At 53.6% G+C, this 23,868-nt stretch carries 12 protein-coding genes (1 of these 12 only partly in view); 5 read left to right on the top strand and 7 right to left on the bottom strand.

Translation table 11 applies throughout. The annotated features are described in order from the left end of the window. Positions 1-15,212: the final stretch of a tandem-95 repeat protein gene (locus FYC48_RS15145; protein ID WP_149497556.1), read on the top strand. 24,322 nt of this gene lie to the left of the window's left edge; 15,212 of the gene's 39,534 nt are visible here — the last part of the coding sequence; its start codon lies off the left edge, out of view; it ends in the stop codon at positions 15,210-15,212. Positions 15,213-16,114: 902 nt separating this feature from the next. Next, a complete protein-coding gene (locus FYC48_RS15150) occupies positions 16,115-16,480 on the top strand; it encodes a GxxExxY protein (RefSeq protein ID WP_149497557.1) in 366 nt (121 codons plus the stop codon). A 220-nt stretch (positions 16,481-16,700) separates the two neighbouring features. Here the strand turns inward: FYC48_RS15150 and FYC48_RS15160 are convergent, their stop codons facing one another. From FYC48_RS15160 to FYC48_RS15170, 3 genes are all read right to left on the bottom strand, one after another. Beyond that, positions 16,701-16,913: a transposase gene (locus FYC48_RS15160; protein WP_149497559.1), complete on the bottom strand. Its 213-nt coding sequence runs from the start codon at positions 16,911-16,913 to the stop codon at positions 16,701-16,703. Between the two features lie 61 nt (positions 16,914-16,974). Then, entirely contained in the window at positions 16,975-17,442 is a 468-nt protein-coding gene (locus FYC48_RS15165) for a hypothetical protein (protein ID WP_149497560.1), read from the bottom strand. A 185-nt stretch (positions 17,443-17,627) separates the two neighbouring features. Further along, positions 17,628-18,587, bottom strand: a complete 960-nt coding sequence (locus FYC48_RS15170) for a hypothetical protein (RefSeq protein WP_160149545.1) — start codon at positions 18,585-18,587, stop codon at positions 17,628-17,630. Positions 18,588-19,091: 504 nt separating this feature from the next. Between FYC48_RS15170 and FYC48_RS15175 the strand changes: the two genes are divergently transcribed. Both FYC48_RS15175 and FYC48_RS27825 read left to right on the top strand, forming a co-directional pair. After that, the gene (locus FYC48_RS15175; RefSeq protein ID WP_235034266.1) at positions 19,092-19,379 is read left to right on the top strand and encodes a GxxExxY protein; all 288 of its coding nucleotides are present in this window, start codon (positions 19,092-19,094) and stop codon (positions 19,377-19,379) included. Between the two features lie 189 nt (positions 19,380-19,568). Further along, positions 19,569-19,724: a hypothetical protein gene (locus FYC48_RS27825; RefSeq protein WP_160149546.1), complete on the top strand. Its 156-nt coding sequence runs from the start codon at positions 19,569-19,571 to the stop codon at positions 19,722-19,724. Positions 19,725-19,842: 118 nt separating this feature from the next. Here FYC48_RS27825 and FYC48_RS15180 read toward each other — a convergent pair whose 3' ends face one another. From FYC48_RS15180 to FYC48_RS15190, 3 genes are all read right to left on the bottom strand, one after another. Further along, positions 19,843-20,310: a hypothetical protein gene (locus tag FYC48_RS15180; protein ID WP_149497562.1), complete on the bottom strand. Its 468-nt coding sequence runs from the start codon at positions 20,308-20,310 to the stop codon at positions 19,843-19,845. Further along, positions 20,276-21,739, bottom strand: coding sequence for an AHH domain-containing protein (locus FYC48_RS15185; protein ID WP_149497563.1), 1,464 nt, complete (start codon positions 21,737-21,739; stop codon positions 20,276-20,278). Before FYC48_RS15185 ends, FYC48_RS15180 begins: the two co-directional genes overlap by 35 nt. Before the next feature lie 326 nt (positions 21,740-22,065). Then, a complete protein-coding gene (locus FYC48_RS15190) occupies positions 22,066-22,818 on the bottom strand; it encodes a 3-keto-disaccharide hydrolase (protein ID WP_149497564.1) in 753 nt (250 codons plus the stop codon). A 244-nt stretch (positions 22,819-23,062) separates the two neighbouring features. Here FYC48_RS15190 and FYC48_RS15195 point away from each other — a divergent pair, with 244 nt between their 5' ends. Then, on the top strand, positions 23,063-23,443 hold the full coding sequence (locus FYC48_RS15195) for a DUF3127 domain-containing protein (RefSeq protein ID WP_149497565.1): 381 nt from the start codon (positions 23,063-23,065) through the stop codon (positions 23,441-23,443). Here the strand turns inward: FYC48_RS15195 and FYC48_RS15200 are convergent, their stop codons facing one another. Next, a complete protein-coding gene (locus tag FYC48_RS15200) occupies positions 23,444-23,791 on the bottom strand; it encodes a P-II family nitrogen regulator (protein WP_149497566.1) in 348 nt (115 codons plus the stop codon). It lies immediately after the preceding gene. Between the last annotated feature and the right edge of the window lie 77 nt (positions 23,792-23,868).

The raw sequence follows: 23,868 nt of genomic DNA on the forward strand, positions 1-23,868 counted from the left end.
GTTTGGAGAGCCTTATCGGTCAGTCGCTTCCCGATGGACGATACGAACTATCCATCGAAGCGATCGATGGATTGGGAAACCTTTCAGTGAAGGACGTTCGGTTTGACTTGGATCGCACGGTGCCACCAACGACCGCGTCGGTCGATTTGCTGACCGAAAGTGATCTGGGACAAAGTCCACGCGACAACCTGACTGCCCAAACGCAACCCATCGTTCGCCAATATGCCGAACGCGGGGCATTGGTGAAGTTTTACATCGATGATCAGTTGGCCGGCGAAGTTTATTCGACCGGTGTTGCGCAGGTGACTCTTCCGGAACTTTCTGGTGGCGTCTACGAAGTCACGGCAACGATCGAGGATACTGCCGGGAACCTGACCGAACCGACCGATCCGCTTGTGTTGACCATCGATGACCAGGCGCCTGATCCGGCAACCATTGAACTGTTGCCGATGCATCAAAGCCAAGTTCGTCCAACGCACACACTCGATTCCGACGTGACCGTGTCCGTGACCGCGGAGCCCGGCGTCACGGTTTCTATCGTGGAAACTGAGTCGTCCTGGTTGATCGACAACACGGGGTCGTTGACCTTCGAGACGACTCTGTTGCTCGGCGAGAACCATTTCAAATTTTTGATAGCCGATGCGGCTGGCAATACGACGCAACAAGCTCTGACACTCATCCGAGGCGAGTTGCTTCCGCCAACATTTTCGTTTGATCTGACGGATCAAGGGCCGCTTCTCGCCCCAATCGTTGAGGGACAGTTGATCTCCGAAAGTCCCATTGTGCTTGCCCAAGCCAGCTTTGATCCGGACTTTGAAACGAGAGTAACGAATTTGATGCCGTTGCTCGATGAAGGTCAGTTCCAGTTGGATCAGATTCGAATGGAGTCGATTTATGGAGCTCCTTTAGTCGAAGGAAACCACACGCTGCACTTTCGAGCGGTCGATGATCAAGGTCGTACCAGCGATTCCGCTTCGGTGACTTGGCATCACGACTCACTTGCGCAGGCTAACTTGCAGTCCAATGTGACCGAGGTGTTCGGTGGTTATCGTTATTCGTACACGGTGACTGCGGCCGAACCCATCTCACGTCGACTCGATCAGGTCATGCTCCCGATTCCGTCAAATGTAGCCGCCCAACAGATCGCCATTCCGCCTGACTGGAAGTTCGATCCGACGTCACCGTCCTCCGTGTTGCGACTAATTCCGATCGATGGGATCGGGATCACTCGCGGCGAAAGCTTCACATTCAGTTTCGTCACCGAAACACCACCGACCCGTTCGAAGGCATCATTAGCGATGGCGGATTTGGGTGTCGGGGGACAGACCGAACTAGTTGACCTGTTCGTCGATGTTCCGCTTCCGCCTGGAACGACCGTAAGTGATGATCGTTATTCGATGACGGCGTCGGAAACCTTGACCATCGACGCTGCGAATGGAGTCTTAGTGAACGACTTGGGGATTGTCGGTGGCGTGGTCTCGGCTTCCAACGAAACCCGATGGGGAGCGGACATCAATCTCTCCAGTGATGGTTCATTGGTAGTGATCCCAGGTGACCTCTATCAAGGGCTGGCGTTACACGAATCGATCATCGATACGTTCACCTACACCGTCACCGATTCCGAATCGATCCAACACGCCGCAACCGTCTGGATCGAAGTAAACGGCCAGAACGATGCTCCCATCGCCGTCGCGGACTTGGCGACCGCCGGTTCACCGGTCCAGCGAACGCGAGCCGATTCGCAACTCACACTCGATCTCGGTCAATGGATCGACAATGATCAAGACCCCGATGTCAACGACCGCTTAGAAGTCGTTGAAATTGAATCGGTCAGTCAGCGAGGTGCCGCGATCACCTTCAATGCCGGCGCGTTTGTTTACGATCCTTCGACAGTCACCGCGTTTGAATCGTTGAACGCCGGAGAGTCTCTGGTCGACAAGTTGACCTACACCGTCGCCGATCCGTGGGGAGCAACGAGTACAACGACTGCCGACATCATCGTGCAAAGTGCAGTCAATGTGGCGCCCGTTGCGATCGATCATATGATATCGATCCGAGAAGACGGCTTTGTCGAAGATGTTGACACCGTCAATTTGCTCGACGGTACGGTTGATCCGGATGCTTTGCCGGACGATCCAGCACTTCGAGTTGTCGAAACAACGGTTATCAGCGTTCTCGGGGCGACGGTCTCTCTGCGGTCCGACGGGACGTTTGAGTATGACGCCCAGGGGATCGCAGAGATCGAGTCACTGACGATGGGAGAATTGATTGACGACTCATTCCCATTTCAAGTCACCGATGGATGGGACGTTTCGCCGATTCGATCGGTCGCATTGTCTGTGTCTGGACTGAACACCGCCCCAATCGCGGTCAGCGATCACTACGAATCAGTGCTGGCAAACGCCTTGCTGTCGACGAATGTGACGACCGGACTATTGGCAAACGACATCGATGTCGATTCGGCGGACTTGATCGTCGATCCGAGTCGAACCGATGCGACATCACAACTTGGAGCCATCGTGACGGTGCGTCCCGATGGGACATTCGATTATGATCCAGCAAGCGATTTCTTCACCGGCTTGTCCGAAGGTGAAACTGCGATCGATACGTGGTCTTATGTCGTGATCGATGGCGATGGCCTGGAGTCGACTGCGACGGTGACGGTCGAAGTCATCGGAGTGGATGATGCACCGATTGTCGGCTCCGACGGGATCGAACGAGGCTATTGGGCGGTCGCTTCTCAAACGATCGAAGTGCCTGCCGAGTCTGGTTTACTGACCAACGACCAAGATCCCGATTCGACAAGCGGTCATTCGAATTTGGTCGCAACGTTTGATGGGTACAGCCAATACGGTGCGCGGGTGATCGTCGATGCCGACGGAGGTTTTAGCTATGACCCCACGGTCAGTGTCGCGTTAGCACAGTTCAAAGCCGATGGGATCGACGTCGTCGACACGTTCACCTATTCGGTCACCGAATCACCAATTGGAAACGAATCAGTCGGTGCGGGGGCGTTGGCGCAGCAGACCTTAACCGCCGGTAGCGCACCAACCGCCAGCAGTGAAGGCGTCGTGGAAATCGTTGTGCGCAGTGGGCCATCAACCTACAGCTTCGACTTGGTCGCCCAAGGTTTCGATCGAATCGGCGACGGTGTTTCGATCAACAACTATGGGGTCGTTGGATTTTCGGCGACCGAACAAGGCAAAGACAACCTTTACATCTGGACGAAGGACGATGGCATCACGCCGTTGATTCCGGAGACCTTGACGTTTGGTGGCGCCGGCGTCGAGACACCTCCGCGGGCTGACTTTGACTCATCGCCGATGATGCGTTTCAGCGATACGGTTCAGATCAACGATCAAAACGGCGTCTACGCACAACGTCATCTCAATGCCCTCGGAATGACCGGGATCATTGCGTTGGGCGTTCCAGTGCTGCAAACAACCGATCTCGCGTTGACGTATTCGGAACTTTGGAATGCAGAGCGGATCGTCAATCCTCCTCCGCCGCCTCCCCAAGACAACCCTTTCGTCGGCGAATCGAATCCGGAAGATCCCATCGACGCGGCACCGTATGCACCGCCACGACAAATTGCCGTCGGTGACATGGGGCTGGCCAACAGCGGCTTGCGTTGGGGCGATCCGACAATGATGGACCTTCAATTCTTGCAAACGCTTGCGGTCTTGCCCCCAACCTTGGGCACCGCCGCAACAATTCAGACCACGATGGTGCCGCGCGTCTGGACACTCAATCCTAGTTGGTCGAGTGCCTACTTTACTCCCGTCAATCCACTCTGGAATGCGTTTCAGCATCCCGATGCCGTCGACGCGGCGGTACTTCGGTCGGTTGCGATTTCGACGTCACTGGTTCCGATCTACGTGGACCAATTTTATGTGACACCTTTCGTTTCGATTCATCCAGAATCAAGTTCGGTCAACAATCGTGGCGAAACCGTCTTCATCGCCCAGACCAACAACTCGGAAGTGGACCCGGGGTTGAGCATCGTGACCTTTAGTCGCGAGCGGGCGCAACCTTACGTCAACATCCCGATCGATGCACCGATCAAGAACATTCAGTTGTCCGACAACGGCTGGGCGGCCTACGTCGAAGCAGGCGAAGTCAAAGCCGTGTCGATCGACGGCGTGGTCAAAACCTTTGGCATGGCAGCGATCGGTGACGAAGTCTCGATCAGTGACACCGGAGTGATCGCGGCGATCGCCGATGGCCCACTCGGTCGCGGAGTCTACGCGATCGATGCCGAAAGTGGTCGCTGGGTCAAGGTCGTTGGTGAGTCACAAGACGGTGTCGTGGATTCCAATGAAATCGATCTCGACGGTGTCGACATCGGCGGCATCGCGACGCTTTTGGATGGACCGATCGGCATCAACGGTTCGGTCAGTGTCAGTGAAAACGATCGTGGACCGGCGGCCGACCAGAGTGGTGAAACCAATTCCCAAAACAGTGACGGATCTGTCAGCGGGTTGGTGCAATCGATCGCCTCGGCAAAGGAGCCCCCCTCCGGTGCACCGTACTTCACAGTCACGTTTATGGCGGCCGATGGAGAAGGACGTCAGGGGCTGCACTCCGCACGTTTTGTCTTTCCGGCCGACAGTAGTAGCGATGTCGTTCCGGCAGCGTTCTTTCAAGGTCACGCAAAGGTCGTTGACATCGGTGAAGTCTTGCCAGGTATTGGAAAGATCGACGAGGTTCAGGGATTCGATCTCGTCAACAATGCCGGACAAATCGCGTTTTCGACCGGTGATAAAGTCGTCGTCGCGACTCCGCCCGTGTTCGCAACTGGTGAAGTGATCTACGCATTGGAAGGTCGATCGTTGGGCGAGAACTCGACCTTTACCCGCGACGATGGTGCCGCCGTCGCATCGTTCGTTGCCGGCGATCCAAACTCCACCGCCGAACAATTCACCGCGACGATTGATTTCGGAGATGGCACGTCCGCAGAAGGAGCCATTCGATCGCTCGGCGGAATGATGTTCGAAGTCATTGCCGACCATGCCTACCAACGCGAAGGTCCCTATGTAATCACCGTTCAGATCACCGACACCAAGAACGGTTCCGGTGGCTTGGCCACCACACTGGCAAACGTGATCAATGTCAAGTCGGAAGAAAATTTGGAACGGCTAGCGCTGACCGACAGCGATGGGAATTCCATGCCACCACGGATCCAAAGTTTTGCATCACCACTCACTGAATCGGATCAATCAAACAGCGGGCAATCGGGCGCGAGCAGCTCATCGGCAGGCGGTGCCGCAGTCACGTCGTTGGGATTGAAAACAGTTGTCGCGATCGACCGCTCGGCAGGAACCTTCGAAGTCGTCTCACTGGGAACCGCCGGATTCTCCTATGCGTTCGGCTACGAAACGGCTGGAAGTGATGGGCAAGGACAACCCAATGCCAGCCAGCAGGGCGATGGTGCGGGAATCAACGTCCGCAAAGTCCTCGCCCGTGGAAGTATCGATGCCGTCAGTTTTTCTCCCGGGGCCTTTCAGGTTGCCGAGTATGAAACTGCGTTTGACGGGGAAGTAGAAATGACGTCGACCACGCAGTCCAACTCGTATGCGCAAATCGCCGTCACGACGTCACAGTTGCGATCACAGTTTGTCGACGAGAAAACCTGGCACGAGGGACAGTTCGATTGGACACTGCAATCTCACAAGGAATCGGAATACCTCACTACCGGAGAACGTGTGGTCGACGGCGACCTGATGGGGCAACTCGATGCGATGATCGGCGGCGGTGGCATGTCCTACGTCGGCAGTTTCGTCATGGCAGGAACCCAGACGGTTGAAGAAACTCTCCGTGAATTTGGCAGCCATGATCAAGCCACTCGTGACTTGCAGATCACGACCGTTGCGACGATGCACCATTCCGGCGGTCGGCAAAACTTTGCATTCGACGATGTGGCGCAGTCCACATCACTGTTCCATTCCAGCGGCTCTGTTTCGTCAGGCGGGGCGTACGACCTCACAATCACGACCGACGTGACCAGCCAGATCATTGACCGCCGACACTCCAGCGGTCCGGCGACATCGGCGACCACCGGTTCAACGAATTCTGTCACGACGTCAAGTAAGTCGGGAAATCTATCCACCGGTGACTTCAGCCTCTCCCAGCAAATCAACACATCGTCGGCTCAAACGGTGATCGAAACGAACCAGGGGCGAACGAGTCAGACGACTATCGAGAGTCTGTCGAATTCAACCTTGACCGGCAGCGGAAACGATGAAAGCGGTCAATTTGTCTTCGTGGTTTCCGGCATCGACGATTCGGCCGTTGAAACCACGGTGACTCATCAAGTCGACGCGGACTACGTCATGGTGACCCATTCGTCCAGCCATGCCGAAACCGTCGTTGACCAATCAGGAAATCTCTATTCCGGGGACTACAACTACCTCGAAACATCAACCAGCGAATTTCAAACGGATACCGAAACGACGAATGGACCTGCACGAACCTCGATCGAATCGGAAGGACAAGCGATCGGTGAAAAACAGACGGTTGGGAACAAAAAGTCTGGCGAATTTCAGCTGAAACAAGAATCCGAATCAACCAGTACTTCGACCAGCGTCGCCATCAACCAGTCCTCGAGAACCGAATCCACGACTCAATCCACCGCGGTCTCGGAATCAGAAAAACGAGGGAATGCCCAAACCGGCGTCTACCAGTTTTCCGGCTACTCGTTTGGTGTTAACGAATCCGATCAAGTTTCGACCAACACCGCTGACAACGGCGTCATCGATCGTTCAACACAACACGACGTCCGTCGGAGCGAGTCGACCTATTCGGGAAGCGGAAATTCTAAAACCGGTCGGATCGAAAAGGAGGAACTCAATGCAATTGAGCTCACTTCGCAAACCACCGGCACTAACCAGACTCGATCAGCGCAGCGTGAGTCAGAGTCGATCTCGGAATCGGTTGTTCGCTCCGTGTCCAATACGTTGCTCGGAACGTTTCAATCTGACTCCGAAAAGCAAATCCAATCGTCAGTCCATGTGACGGAGTCGAACCAAGGTCATTCTCTTAATAGCGTGACTCGGACCAACGCTTCGTCAAGAACCGAAAGCGAAGGGGATCGTCTGACTGGAAAGACAACCAGTCGATCGCGATCAACGTCCACCGCAAATTCACAGTCGACCGTGACGATCGATCAGCAAACCACGTCGAAGTCTGGAAATTCGATCAGCCGAACGCTCGTCGAACAAAAGGCAAACTCGGTGACGGGAGCCAACGAGTCAACCTCCAAAGCAACGACGGAGTTTCGACAACAAAGCCACACATCGAATCAAACTTCGATGTCCTGGGAAGTTTCCGACGGCACTTCGACGACAGAATCCCAACAAACCGGCAACCAGCTAAGCGGGGACCAGACGGTTGCGACCACGACTGAAACGACAACCCGGGCGCTGGCAACCACTCTCAACGGTCAACACCCGACGCCTCTGAAAGAAGACTGGGAACTTACAATCGAACCGGGGCCGACAGAGCAGACCATCGCCGGCGGACTGACGCTAACGATTGATGCCGGGACCGTCGTGTCGCTTGACAATCAATCGGCATCAATCTCCGAGTCTCATTCGGTTGCGACCTCATCAACCACAGCCAATTCAATTGACGGCCAGTTCGAAACCGTTGCGACCAACACCGTATCTGCCCAGGTGTTGTCGCGGCGGACTCAACAGACCTCTCATACACAAAGCGAGCAAACGACCAACTCCGTCACTGAATCAACGACCAGCGGGAACTCAGTCACCGGTCAATCGCAAGTTGCTTCTATTCAACAATCTGAATCATCAAGTCAATCGACGACGACCAATCAAAGTCTGACTCGCAATCAGCAATCAAGCTCTGAATCCACCAATGAGTCAACGACCAGTGGCAACGCAGTTTCAGGGCTGTTCAGTTCGCAAACGATCGTCTCTTCAGCCACGCAATCGACGACCCAGCTTGAAAATCAAACCACCACTCAAACCGGGACCACGGAAACTCTGTCGCAATCGACAACCGAATCGTCCACCAACCGGATCACCGGTGCAAGCCAATCGAATCAGGTAACGACATCGACCAGTGAGTCACAATCAGAAACCAACAACCAATCCAAGACCACTCTGCAAACGTCAAATTCGACCACGACGGCAACGCTGGTGAGCACCGGCAATTCGAACAACGGAACCTTCAGCGAATCCCGTTCAGCATCCAGCTTAATTTCTAAGACACTCGATCAGTCTGTGGGAAGTCGCCGAATCACCGGCTCGGAAGCGATCCAATCAAGCATCACTAGTCAGTCGGATGGGAACTCCGTTTCCGGCGTTTACTCCACCGATGAATCGCTTACACAATCATCAATCGCGTCGCAGAGCGAATCGGCACAAACGCTCTCGATCGCAACCGAGTCACAAACCGAGGTCGCAACGACAACGCAGAAGTCAGGGAACTCCGTACTGGGCAACTATACGGAATCTTGGACAACATCCAGCGAATCGGATGAAACACAACTCGTAACCAATCAAACGCGCCGGACTGAATTGACCTCCGCCGGGTCGTCCGATCGTTCGGGAACAGTGACGGGAAACTTGTTGAGCGGCGACTACTCGCGGAATGAATCGGAACAAACACAATCCGTCCGTTCCGATTCGACAATCAACGGACCATTGATCGTTGCCGCTTCGATCGAACTGAACACTGAATCGAGCACTCAGACGGAGGGCAATTCGGTGACGGGGATCTCGAAAACAACGACAAACTTTACAGAGTCTTCGATTCAAAATGACACTTCGACGATCGAGTCCGAATCGAATGTGGTCCAAGTAATAGACACAACCACCGGGACGATGGTGCAATCGAATCAAGAGATCATCGGGACATACAACATCGAATCAAGCACCTCGATTCAGACACTGCGTACCACACAGAAGGAAAATCAAACTGAGTCAGTTTCAAATACGACCGAGGTTTCGATTACCAACGCAACAACCGAAACTGGCAACAAGATCGAAGGGACGTTTTTACGCGACACCGAAACAACCACCGAGTCCGAAACCAACGAAACGATTTCCAATCTGAACTCGACGACTACCGTTGTCGGCACGAAATTGATCGTCGCTGCAGAATCACTTCACGGCAATTTGATCGACGGAAACCGATCGGGCGAATCGCTTTCAACAACCACCGGGATGCTGGATTCGACCTTCGTCAACCAGGCACTGACGGCGCGATCAACGATCGACGAAAAAATCACTGTTGAATCCGAGTTCGAAGGCAACGTGGTCGAGGGAACGTCCGTCTCGACCACCGTCAATCAAGGGGCTCGAACCCGGGACGAGACGGTCGACAACGGAACATTGGACGCATCGATCGAGGAAATCACGCAATTCCAGTCCGTCGCCGAGCGATCCGAAAACGCTTTGACAGGACTCTATACCGAAACGGTCACCGGATCACAGTCTTCGAATCTCACTGGCGATGATATCAACAAAACCCTGAAAGTTGATTACCAAACGGAGGAAGCGACCGTCTATCAAAACGCTTCCGAAGGCAACCAAGTCAGCGGGCATTTTTCCAGCCAGTCTCAATCGGAAACCACACGCTCGCAAACGTCGACACGAATCAACGGCCCCTTGACCAGCCAAGTTGAACTGACCAGCGACGAACAGATGGAAGAATTCATCAGCGGCAATACCATCACGGGAAACAGCGATTCAGAACTGTCGATCGACACCACGTCAACGATTAATCAGACCGATTTGAATCAGACATTGACTGTCACCATCGTCGAACAATCCGTCAGCGAGTCGGAAACGGAATCGAGCAACCACCGCTATCTGGGCACTTTCACGACCGAAACAACAGGGACTCAAACGACGTCTCGAAACGAAGTCAGCGTGAACCAAGGTTACCAGTCGCAGGTATCGTCGACCTTGACCTCGGCAACCCAGTCTCACTCGTCCGGCAACACCTTGACTGGGGACTCTACCGTTTCGGAAAGCGGATCATCAACTGAAGCGGTGAACGCGGAAAGCAGTGTGGAATCCGAGACGATCGAAGAATCCACCACCCACGAAACAACGTGGACTTCCGAGCGGTCCGGCAATCAAATTTCGGGGATCTTCGCGTCCGAGTCGCAGCGTTCGGTTGAGTCCAATTCTTCACAGCGACTGGAAAACCAAACACTCGTTGTTGTATCACAATCGACCAATGCCAGCTCAACGAGCAACAGCGAAACGGGGAATGATGTCTCCGGTGATTACACCTTACATTCGGTGACAAACTCGGCCGGTGAAACAACCTCGCAGGACACCAATCAAGTATTGGTGGTCGATTCAACGTTCTCAGTCGCATCGCAAATCGAAACCGACGAATCAGGAAACGCGATCTCTGGAACCTACGCCAGGACCACGTCGCAAACATCAACTGCCGAGTCGACCGAATCCAACCAGATTGGCCCGGTGTCAACCTTACAGACAACCGATGCAAGCAGCATGACAAGCTCATCGCTGGGGGATCACATCACGGGCGAGTTTACCGCCAGTTCAAGGTCGACCACCGCATCGACTGCCAGTGAGACCTTCGCCTACTTGGATTTATCCTCGTCGGCAACGTCAAGTTCGACATCGGAAACGGAGGCAACTTCGTCGGGCAATGAAATTTCTGGAATGCTGCTCGCCACCAGCGAAACGGTAACCAGCATCGCCGGAACTTCACAAGAGAACAATCAAGACACCGTCTTTGTCGATTCCGCCTATACATCTTCGTCGACATCCGAAGTCAGCGAACAGTCCAATGCCGTCACCGGTTCCTATACAACAGAAACGTTCGTGACGAGCAACGAATCGACGAGCGAATCCAGTCGCAACCAGACGCTCGAGATCGAGTCGATGGGGGCAATGACAACGACAAGCGAAAGCGAACGGATTGGCAATCGAGTCACAGGACAGTTTCAGCAAACCGGCGAGACAACCTCACAGCAGACACTTGAAACAACCAACACCAATCAAACACTGACCACGGTCATTGACGTCGATGTCGAATCGAATCATCAATCGACTTCAACCGGCAATGATCTAACGGGAACCTCACAGTCACAATCGACTTCGTCGACAACGACGACAACGGATCAACGATCGACCAATCAATCATTGACGATTCACACCGTCGTGATGTCGACCGCCCAGACGGTAGCCGATGCCAGCGAAAATGCGATCACGGGGATTTACCAATCGGAATCCTCTGATAATTCCACGTCTTCACTTGAGGAAACACAAACCAATCAAACCGTGACGGAGCAACTTCAACAATCCACGTCGACTTCTGCGACGACCGCTGCGTCCGGGAATTTTCTAACCGGTGATTATGAATCATCGTCGTCGCAAACTTCTAATCTGCAGTCGTCAGGATCCAGTGAAAATCAGACGTCGTTGGTCAGCACGACCGATCAGACGGAAAGCTTCACTTTGAACGTCAACGAAACCGGAAACACGCGGTTTCAAACCTATTTGACGGACGCCGAATCAACTCGACAAACGACGACGGTTCAGGAATCGAGCAACCAAACCCAGGCGACCTTGGCAAACCTGACGGTGACCGAACAATCACAGTCAACGCGTTCTGGAAATCGAGTCAGCGGTGACTACACCGAGGACGTCACCCGATCGTCCACATCGTCCAGCACGGGACAATCGACCAACCAGACACAAGCATCCGGCCACGCCTCAACCGAGACGGTCGACGAAGTGTTCCGGGACATCGGCAACGATCTCACGGGGTTGTACTCATCAACATCAAACAGCACGTCAACCTCCTCAAGCGAATCAACTGAGACGAACACCGATCGCAGCGTCACGGCCATAAACTCATCTACGGCATCGATCGACAACGAACGCAGCGGAAATACGATCAGCGGTGTTTTCTCGGAGAACGTTCAGTCGTCTTTTCAGTCGAATCTTGAGCAAACGGGAATGATCGCCGACCGGTCGTTTACTCTCGAAGAATCATCCTCCGGATCCACCGTCGCTAATACATACGGCAACGAGGTTACTACCGACACAACAACGACGACAGAATTCGATGGCGATTCCAGCTTGACCAAACAGGTGACTTACACCGATGGAAGTGATTCAAAGCAGATTTTGCTTTCTAGTGAGGGGCAATCGACAGCTAGCAGCAATGCGATCACTGGAATCTATCAACATCACTCGTCATTGTCGGATGTAAGCGACATCACCGAGTCAGGCACACGATCGGAAACTTATACCGCAATCGCTCGTTTGGAAACGTCGCATTCGTTTGCCGAAGAAGGCAACTCTATCACGGGAACGTTTGAAAACAGCAGCACCAGTGAAACCGAAACAGAGGCCACTCGGTCGGTGAAAGATGCCACAGGCAATGAACTCTCAATTAACCAATCATTTGATCAACAAACCAGCGTTGATCGGCAAGGCAATCATGTGACCGGTGTTTACTCCAGTGATGAACAAGTCACCGCGGGTGAGTCAACAACGCAAACGATTGTCCCATCTGACCACGCACGCCAAACCACCGTCGTGAACATGATTCAGTCTCAGTCGACAACGGAGACCGATGGAAATGCGATTACAGGCAGCCTGTCGTCGGTATCACAAGCGACGATGGAGGCTACGTTGTCCCAGGATGGAATTATCGATTCAGCGACCGTCGATTATGATTCGATCGCTAGCGATCAGGTCACAGCAAACAGCAATGGGAATCTCATCACCGGTGTCCTGCAAACAACAGCGAACGCGACCCAAAGCTATTCGTTTTCGCATGTCATCGATCGAGGGATCGATGGACGAAGTGAGCTTAGCGGAAACGGAACGAAAATTAGTCAATCGACGACCGACCAAAATGCATTGACCGGGGAAGCTGCCTATTCATCCAGTGGCACAGATACCTACCAATTGATCCAGGTCGGGGAAGACACTAGCGGACTGTTTGAAACAAATTTGACCGGGACCGATCAGTTCACTGAGACGGAATCTAGCAACAGCCAAACCGGCACATTCGAGCGGCGTGTCGACTTAACGGGCGATGTCACTGGGACGCTAACGACCAGTAGCGGAACGACTCCGATAACGGAGGCAATCGATCGAGTTGTCTCGCAAGAGGGTAACCACATCGACGGTGACATCGAGTTCAACGCCTCTGGGGCAAGTCGCTACGATTCGCTGATCGATTTTGTGGACACCTCCGATGCGACAGCTGGAATACCGGGTAATCTCGATCACTCCGCCACCGGTGCCCCGTTGATGTTTGGTCGACCACCGGCCATCCCGACCGGGGGATCCGAAGAAACGGTGAGCACGGCGTCGGCGTCACCGATCGCCTCTACGGCGATCTCCGCCATGTCGAGCATGAACATGGCCGCCTTCCGCGGATCGCAAGCGACACCGGTTGCAGGAGTCGCGTTAGGAAGTGAGTGGTCGGGCAGTTCGAGCGTTGATGCCTATTCCATGTTGGGCGATGAGGCTGCTCGAAAGTATTGCTTCCCAGCCGGGACAGAAGTCCTCTTAGCCAACGGCCGAACCAAGTCGATCGAGACAATTGAAATTGGCGATCGAGTTGCATCTCGATCGGTTTGTTCAGCCGATTCGGGTCAGATTGCGAACAAGGGCACCATCGATTTGCACGATCAGATCGCGACAGGAGTTGTTTTTCAAGTCTTTCGCAATGCTCCGTCGACTTTATTGCGACTGACGATCGGTGACAGCGAACTGCTGACGACCGAGGGGCATCCATTTTTTGTTGTGAACCGTTCGGGCACGGATGCCGGCCTACGAGGTTGTTGGACGCTCGCAAAAAATCTCCGCAGCGGTGATCGACTTTTGGACAACGCGGGACACGCCTTGGTGCTCGACGCAATCAAGACCGATGAAGGTGTCGCGCAACCAGTTTATAACTTTGCCGTTGCCGAACGACACAATTATCACGTGCGTTTGCCGGGAACCAATGCGTTTGTCCTCGTGCACAATGATTCGTTCGGTACCTTCACATACGGCAGCGCACTCGTACCGGTCATTCAAGAGGCTTATCAAAGTAGCGGACTCGCCGACGTCGTCGATCTGACCAGTGCGATGGTCGAATCGGTGGTCAATGCCGCTCAGCCGTTGCTCGATGCCGGGGCGGCAGTGGGGCAGTGGATCACGGCCCCGCTAGAGCCGTTCGAAGACGAGATCTCGGCATTTGCGCAAGCCGTCAAGAATGACGTCGTCGGCTTTCTTGATGCTCTTGGGCGCGGGACAGTCCGGACGGTGAACTTCGTTTCCGATGTTGCTAACACGGTGATCATCGGGGCCGGAATGGTGGCGAATTATTGGGTGGGTGAAAGTGCCGGTCAGTGGCTCGTTGATTATGGAAACGATGGATTAGAGAACAACACGGTCTTTGGAGTCCGGGCCGCGACGGTGGCCGCGACAACCGTGTTGATCGTCGCCAGCACGGCCGCGTTGGTGGCCAGTGGTGGCACGGCCGCGCCCGCCGTGATCGGATTGTGGGCCGGTGCGATTGACGTCTATATCCAAGGCGAATTGTCTGGTCACCCGGCGGGGTTCTGGCAAATGATGATGGGAGCCGGACTGGGGGCGATTGTTCCGGCCGGAGCCGTGGCCGGCCTCGCCGGTGGTGCGTTGGGAGCGGCGGTAGCCAGCGAAAACGGCTGGGACATCGCCAACGGTTACACCGCAGGCAGCATGCTCGGTGGATTCTATGGCACCGGCGCGGTCGCGTACGCCCGCAAGGTCGCGTCGTCATCCAAAGGGGCCGCGCTGCGGTACGCCAGCAAAGCGGTCGGCGTCGATGCCAGTGGCGCCGCGGCCGGTTTTGCGTACGGAATGGCGACCGGCCAAGACTTTCAAACCAGTATGCAATACGCGTTTTACGGCCAGATCGCGACTGGGATGACCGGCGCCATGACCGTCAAGTGCTTCGTCGCCGGCACACCGGTCCACATTCCGCAGTCGGGTGCGTCTCTAAGTCAGTGGTCCGCCCAAACGCAGCTGCTTCCATCTCAAGCGAACACTGTTCACGCCGGAGCAATCCCAGCCTGGGCACCGGGCGTGATCATCGCCATCAGCGGAGTTTTGATCCTCCAAACGTTCAACAAGGAACCTCGCGAACGAACGTATCCCCTCACCGATCAATCATTAAACGTAAGGACAACCAATCCGCACTGGGGCATCGAATAGCTACCACGAGAAGCGTTTCTAAACAACGATAAGATCAGCCGCATGACATTAGCCTTGGTTCCCGAGCAATAATCACGGCTAACGCTCGCCGGCGGAAGACTCGCACCCAATCTATCTTCCTCGACATGTTCGACGATCCGGCGGCGAAGACTCCGAGCCACCAGTTACGCAAGCTAGGGACTGTCTTTCGTCAGCCACTTCAGAACGGCGTTCACTACCCCAAAGACAAGTATTCAGCCGACGCAGGTACGGAGAAGGTACATATGAGTGATGCATTCTATGTGAACGTAGAACGAGGAAACTTCAAACGCGTTGCTGCAGATGCCAAAGACATCACGAAGTACCAGTTGACGTCGTCCGACCTATTGGTGGCTCGTAGATCTCTAACCATTGAAGGAGCTGCAAAGCCTTTCATGACCTCAGAAGCCAACGAGTCTCTGATTTACGAATCTTCATTCATTCGCGTGTCACCGGACCCGGAGTTTTTATCCCCGCTCCACTTATTCCATTTTCCATAGAACGATCGTGTCCGTCGCAAGTTCGTTAATCCGTTTATCACTCAATCAACAATATCGGGGATCAATCAGACGAACCTGGGCAGGTTGCCAACGCGCTGCCCACCGATCCGATTGCCACGCAGTTTTGAGCAGCGTATTGGAACATTCGCGATCATTCGAGAGAGAATAATCGGAATGGAAAAGGCAAATGAAAACCTGTTTGCTTCACTCCAACAACGAGCATTTCGAGTTGAACTGTGATGACGGAGGGCACCCGATGAGCGGCTTTGATTTCCTATCCACCGAGTGGAAAGACTTTCACTCACCGGCTCTGATTAGTGTCCCATTGGTGCCGATCAGTGCTCCCAATTCCCAACCACTAATAAAGCTCGCGGGGCGACAAGCATGTTAAAACAAGAAGGTTACGATCTAATGGGAGCGGCATTCGAGGTGTACAACGTGCTGGGATATGGCATGGCGGAGGAGATCTACCAGCAAAGCCTCGAGATCGAACTCGGCCTCCGCAAGATCCCCTTCCTCAGCAAAGCTGAACACCAGGTCAAATACAAGGACCAGCTGCTGACGACCGTCTATCGTCCTGACTTGCTGGTTTTCAACGAAATCGTCGTTGAATTGAAAGCGACCAAAGCTCTTGCCCCGGAACACGAAGCCCAACTATTCAATTACATGCGAATCAGCAAGATGAGGGTCGGGTACTTGATCAACTACGGATCGTCAGGGGAACTGGAATGGAAACGAATCGTTTTGTAGGGAGGAGGAGGGAAAACCACTAATCTTCACTGATCGAACACTAATGGCCTGGCTGGTCTGCTCGTCTGGATTAGTGTTCCATTAGTGCAGATTAGTGTTCAAGAAATCACCATGAGCAACTTTGATTTCCTGTCCGCCGAATGGAACGACATCCGCGAAACGGCCACGAAAGCCGAGCCGACAGCGATTCCCAACCCGCGACGCCCTGCTTCTACGCTCGTCAGGCTTTGGAATTGGCAGTCGCGCGCAAGCCTTCGACATCGTCTTGGGCGGAGCAGCCAACGGCCATGGCAAAAATACGTTCACGAATCAATTCGTTGATGCGGTATCGAATGCGATCTGAGCGTCTCGGGTCGCGAATGTCTTTGGAAATCGCATCGAACAGCCGAAACTGATGTTCGGTCTCGCGAAGCAAGATGACTGTACGACTCAATCAAAACGTCACATACAATCCTTTTCTGGAGTTTGCAGCGTCTTCCAATAAGTCAACCGCTTCACTTAGTTCTTCGCTCGGATGCATTTTTCGAATGCATTTCCAGACTGGCAAGACTCTCCTGAACTCGTTCCGCAATCTGGAAATAGGAACCTGCTTTTCCAGGATCAAATGGTTCCGATGCAGGCCCAATCGTCAAACCACGAATCGGTGAGATTGGAATCTCGCCGAGGCTTGCGAGTAGTTCCTGGACAACATTCCAAGACGAACCAAGGCCAATGTCTTTTTGGGGAGAATAGTAACGAGTTAAGGAAAAGTCTCCATATTGGTGTGCATCTTCGATTTCGATCATTCTCTTACAGTCATCATCAAGCGGTTCGCCTTCATACGGATCAGACAAAGACTCTTTGTTGTTGCTAATGAACGAAAGCAATGCATCACAGTCACCCGTAGTCAATGCTACTTCCAGCGTCATTCGGAGTTCTTGCTCAAACGATTCGTAGTCAAAAATGAATGCTTTGTGTTCCATGTTTTCCAACTGCTATGGTAAGAATTCATCAGACGTGTGCAGGTCTGTGTGTAAAGCCTCACTCGTTTTTGGAGAGTACCGCTGAATTCCATTCCTACTCGACAGTTGTCGCTCTTTCCATCGAAACACTTCGATACCCCTTGCAACTTCGGGCGATCACTTATGGAACGACATTGAGACAACGCCTATTTGTTTTCCGACAACAAAGGGGCATCGCTATCGCGAACCTGCCAGGACGCCTCAAATGTGTCCTTGAAGGGCGAACGCCAATCCTTTGAGTTTGGATCAATCTTTGCTTGGATTTCTTCCCCAAACTTCCAGTCGAACTCAATTTCCATTTGCAGTTTTGAACTTGATGGAGCAAGAGGCGGATTCACCAACCGTATCGCACTGGGGACATGCAACTCATTTTTCTGCAACCAGTCGACCTCAAGAATGCTCTCAGTCTTCTTTTGCCCACGCAAAACAATTGATCGAACGACTTTGATAGGGAAGTAGTCGCATTGCTTGCTAAAGAGTATCTCCATAGAGAGAGGAAAATTTGACTCAAGACTGAATTTAGCTGTGATGTCTCTGTCTTTGGTAAAAGTGCATTCCAATAGCTCGGCTTTATCGCTCATTAAAAATTCACTTCCACTCGAACTATTGACATCCGACCAGTATGAATAACCGTGAGTCGTTCGTAGCAGGTGCCTCAGCGGTTGTGGCACCGACAGGAATAGCCTGTCCTGCTTCCAGTAGTCCTCGTTGTTCTTCCATTCTTCGCTCGCAATATCGATCGTTACATCACTTTCCAAGCTAGGACGGTACGACGACCTCCCGTCATAACGCAGGAACTGCTTCCACGATTCGATGTACCTCCCAGTTGCATGGCTAACCACAATGCTGCTAGCGTCCAATCGGCGCGCATTTGATTCATGCACGCTGAGGAACCACCGATCCGAAACCGACGTGGCACCTCTTTTGTCACGAACCTGAATGCCTTTCCCAAGAAATGCAAATTTCGACTTGTAAATTTGATCTTGGTTGACTTGGTAGTCTGCCAGCAAGTCAACTAAGCGTCCCGTTTTATCCGGGTCAGTTTCGCACATCGCGCTTGCCGAAAACCGGCACACGATGATCAGGCATAGCGCTATGATTCTCATGGTCGAACTCTTAATAGGGATTGAAGTTCTGTCGCTCCCACAGAGAGAGCGTGTTCTCCCACCATCCTCTCTGCCAATCGAATTTTAACAAGAATTCAGCTCGTCTTTGCCGCAAAATTTCTACAGTGGACGATGCCGCCGAGCCGGATCTCTGCACACTCAAAAAATGCGTGATGTTGGTGGCCACCGACCAATAGCCGAACTGGGAATTCACCATCGTGCACCACCCCGTAATTGATGGTCGATGCAGGCTTGGATCATAGGGGTTGCTTCATCCCTGGATAAAATGGCGGAATTCATAAACCTCTCGGATGGACCTTCTTTTCACTCCAACAACGAGCATTCCGAGTCGAACTGTGATGATGGAGGGCACCCGATGAGCAGCTTTGATTTCCTATCCACCGAGTGGAAAGACTTTCACTCACCGGCTCTGATTAGTGTCCCATTGGTGCCGATCAGTGCTCCCAATTCCCAACCACTAATAAAGCTCGCGGGGCGACAAGCATGTTAAAACAAGAAGGTTACGATCTAATGGGAGCGGCATTCGAGGTGTACAACGTGCTGGGATATGGCATGGCGGAGGAGATCTACCAGCAAAGCCTCGAGATCGAACTCGGCCTCCGCAAGATCCCCTTCCTCAGCAAAGCTGAAATCCAAGTCAAATACAAGGACCAGCTGCTGACGACCGTCTATCGACCTGACTTGCTGGTTTTCAACGAAATCGTCGTTGAATTGAAAGCGACCAAAGCTCTTGCCCCGGAACACCAAGCCCAACTATTCAATTACATGTGAATCAGCAAGATGAGGGTCGGGTACTTGATCAACTACGGATCGTCAGGGGAACTGGAATGGAAACGAATCGTTTTGTAGGGAGGAGGAGGGAAAACCACTAATCTTCACTGATCGAACACTAATGGCCTGGCTGGTCTGCTCGTCTGGATTAGTGTTCCATTAGTGCAGATTAGTGTTCAAGAAATCACCATGAGCAACTTTGATTTCCTGTCCGCCGAATGGAACGACATCCGCGAAACGGCCACGAAAGCCGAGCCAACAGCGATTCCCGATCCTCGCACGTCATGCTTCTACGCTCGCCAGGCTTTGGAATTGGCGGTCGCTTGGGCGTACATGGAGATATGATCATTCCTTCAAAACACCGCTGGTGACGCTGATACAGCTCTCCATCTTGCGCGGCGTTTCTCCTTTAGGGAGAATCCTGCCAAACCCACGAGCCTCCTGGGTTAACCGCGTTCGCCACCTATTTAAGGGGTTTGTCGGAATCGGTGTCGAAGTATTTCACGGGAATTGCAGGCGCCTGTCGTCGGCGTGCCAGTTCCGAGAACGCGATATAGCGTCGATTCAACTGATCTGTCTTCGAGTCGAATTCTTCATCCGATGACTCTTCGACTTCAAGCCAATCTTCAGCGAATTGATTGATCGTCACTTGAATCGTGCATTCACCAATTCGTTGCTCCCCCGCCTCGCCAACCCCGAAGCAGATCAGCCGTCCCGAATCAGCCCATAATTCAACACGAAGGTAATCAATGCGTTCGCCATCAAAGCATGCCGCTACCTTTGTCCAAAATCCCTCAAGGCAAGATTTAATATTCGAGGCTTCGCTCGAGTTAATCGTTGCTGAATAGATCGAGTGACGCCCCGAATTTTTAGTGTCAAAATCCATTGTCTTTACCTCAGTGAAGCATGCTCTCACTTCTTTCCAATCCATTGCGAAGGCGGTTCACGTAGCCACGCAATAAGTCAGCGTATTGTGCATCCGAAAGTCCCGGATTGTTGACCAACAACTCATCTAGTTTCCGTATGATTGCACTGTTGTATTTCGGATGTGACCCCAGATGCTGTGTTCGAGCGAGACTAATGCCATTTTCGACCCCGTTGATGTTGAAGCCGCCTCTTGCCGCACGTTGAATTAATTCATGGCTGCGGGTTTGCCACGGAATGATGTGATGTGCTTGGTTTGGGGCGGAACTTCCTAGGGCACTACGAAGCCTCGCACGGGCGCGATTGTGGCTGATTCCTAGCTGCTCTGAGAAATCGGTGACATCCTTGAGGGCATGCGTGCCGACTGGAGCAGCGGCTTTCGGAGAATGCAGTAACTCATCGTACGCATCGCGATAGACGACGTTGCCGTTGACTTCGTATAGATTGTGGGCGAGCACGCCTTGTTGCCCCACGAAGTAAACGTGCTCACCGTAGACTTCGAGGTTGTAGACGACTTGTGGGCCGGGTCTGGGTAATCGCCCCTCGATGCGTTTGGTCTCGCCCGAATGGGTCTGAACTCGCTCGCCGATTGCCATCTGGCCAATGGGAATGAACCGCTGGCGATCGATGCTCCAAAAGAGATGATTGTCGGTGACGCCGATCGGTTTGCTTTCGCCTTCAAATACAACGTCTAAGATTGGCGTCGTCGATCGATGCGCAAACGTCGCGGTGACCGGCTGCCCTTCGCCTGAACGGATCGGCGGACACGGATTGACCGCCCTGACGAAGGCCGTCCCTGACGCACCCATTTCCGGTAGGTCCACCTGCACCGTCACACCGGGAAAATCGTCGTCGGTGGTTTGGCGTTGAGCCAATGTCAGCGCGATACCGCGAAAGACTGGGCGCAGCGGCGAGAATGGAACAGAGCAATCTTCTTTCGCTTGTGGCAGATCAAGCTCAAGAAGGTGCCACGATTGCTTTTCACCGATTTGCGAGGTCGCTCCGAAATCGGGGCAGGCTCCGCTGAGGTTCCAGTTGTCTGTGGCAAATGAAACACGCCCCAGAACCCAGGACTCGGGGCGCAGCAGCTCGATGTTGACTTTCGATCCGTCCGGCTTGGACATGATCAGACTGAGGTGCAGCCAGTCGGTCCAATCGGGATCATGCCAGTGCTGGCGTTCGGCGTCAGAGACTTCTGGGTTCCTTGCCAGGACTCGGTCACCGACGCGGATCTCTTCGATCGGCTTTGTGCTGGCCGACCGAAGCGTTTGGGGCGCTGTGGCGGAGTGCGCGAGCGAAAGAGACGGCTCGTTTAATGTCGGCGATCGCGAAGATTGCCCTGATCTGAGGAAGATCAGAGAGGCGGCAAAGACCAACCCGGCAATACCGAGAAGTCGAGTTCTGCGATAGAAAGCGGCAGTTCCATTCGATGACATAGTGTCATCAAGATAACTTACAGAGAACTCTCGGTGTAAGCTTGATCCGGGAGGCGACCGGCGAAGATGCCTGCTTAGAAGTGACCTCAGTATTTGGTGTTAGCTAGAATTCCGCAAGCGTAGAGACGTTGCGATTTTAGTCAGTGCTATCCTCAGCTCAGAGGACAGAAGCCGGGGCTTCCAGTAGCATTTTCGCCCAAGCGGTATCGTGGATCCCGGGTGGGATCCACGAAGGTCAAGCAAGTCCAATCACCGACGATTTACCTCGCAGGTGGCCGTCAGACGGGCTGTCGCGGGCCCGAAAAGAGTCCTGACACCTTTTTTGGCTACAGGGTGCGGAGGCGGATGTTTTTGAACTCGGCCCACATCGGTTTTCCGGCGTGCAGTTGAAGGCCTAGGAAGCCTTTGGAGAAGGATTTCTCGGGGTGGTTGTCGGTGAAGTCGAGAACCAGTCGGCCGTTGAGGTAGTGGCGGATGCGGTTGCCCTCGGCGATGATCACGACATCGTTCCACTGGTCGACTTTCATCAACTCCTTGAATTCTTCTTTGCTGATCAACGGTTCGCCGATGAGTTCTTTGCCGTCTTTGTTCCAAACCGCTTTTTCACCGACCAAGCAGATTCGTCCACGCGAGCCTTTCTCGTCATAGATGAACGAAGGGACGTTGGGGAAGTCTTCTTCGTTCCGGATCTCGTGCTGATAGCCACGCAGGACCCATTGGTTGGGAGACGATTTCTTGGTGTCGACACGTTGCGATCGGTACTGGATGCCGGAGTTGTTCGATGCGGTGCAGCGGAACGAGAGACGCAGCTCAAAGTCGGCAAGTTCGTCTTTCCAAATCAGGAACGTGTTTCCTTTGGCGACCTTCTCCTTGGTCGTCTCACCATGGATCACGCCGTCACGGACTTCCCAAAGCGTTGGGTCGCCGTCCCAGCCGTCGAGCGACTTGCCGTCAAACAGCACGGTCATGCCGTCTTGTTCGGCGGGGGCGGCGGTAGCGTTGTTCTCGGCCTTGGCAACCGCTCCGGTGGTGACGGTGGAAGCGGCAAAAAGTGAACACAGGATCAGACGACGAAGCATCGCGGATTCTCCGGGAGGGGGGACATGTGGGGCGGGAATTTTAGATCGAAAACCCGCGAAGGCAATCTTCGAGTTGACCTTCGGCCACACAATCTAATCAGATTTCGGCGTTGCGACCACATTTCCGCGGTCGCCTTCTTCCGGTAAACTGGCGAAGATCGACGGAAAGGAGTCCGCCGCGAAGGCTCGCGAGATTCGTGAGCGAGCCAGAAGTCAGAGTTGCCACCTAAATTGAGCCGTATCTATGAGCGATCCGTCTGTTACGGGCGTCGTCCATCTAATCGAAGAAACAAAAACTTACGGAAGCAAAGGGTTTCGAAAGCGTCTGGTCGTCTTGGAGCAAGACAAGGGCAGCTTTACCAATTTTGTCCCGGTCGAGTTCACACGTGATTCGTGCGACAGTGTCGACGAAATGAACGAAGGCGATGAAGTCGAGATCACGTACCGGCTGAACGGTCGGCGGTGGCAAAAGGATGCCAATAGCGAAGTCCGGTTCTTCGTTAATGTCGAAGCGACCTCGTTTCGGATCACCGGAAACGGCAATTCCAGCGACGGTATGGTCGAGCGTGTCAGTGACGCTAACGATGCGTTTGACGCTGCCGGTGAAGAAGACGCGCCCTTCTGATTAAATCGCTTCACTTCCGCGTTCGCCGGTGCGGATGCGGATGCAGTCATCCATCGGGAGGACAAAGATCTTCCCGTCTCCGATCTCGCCGCTTTCTCCACTGCGGCCACCGGCCAAGACCGCTTCGATCGTCGGACGCACGAACTCCTCGTTGACCGCGATTTGCAGCTGCACTTTTCGCAACAAGTTGACGCTGAATTCGGTGCCACGGTAGTTTCCCGTCTGGCCCTTCTGTCGCCCGAACCCTTGGCAATCAAGCACCGTCAGTCGGTGTACATCGACTTCGGTGAGAGCTTCTTTAACGGCGTCAAGCTTGGAAGGCTGGATGATTGCGATGATAAGCTTCACGGAGTGGGGTCCCTCGTTGCTTCGTCTCAGTTGGATTGGGGGAGCGGTCGCATGGCATGCACCGCGGATGTTCGCCG

Origin of the sequence: Roseiconus lacunae (genome assembly GCF_008312935.1) — a bacterium.
GTDB classification, from domain to species: domain Bacteria; phylum Planctomycetota; class Planctomycetia; order Pirellulales; family Pirellulaceae; genus Stieleria; species Stieleria lacunae.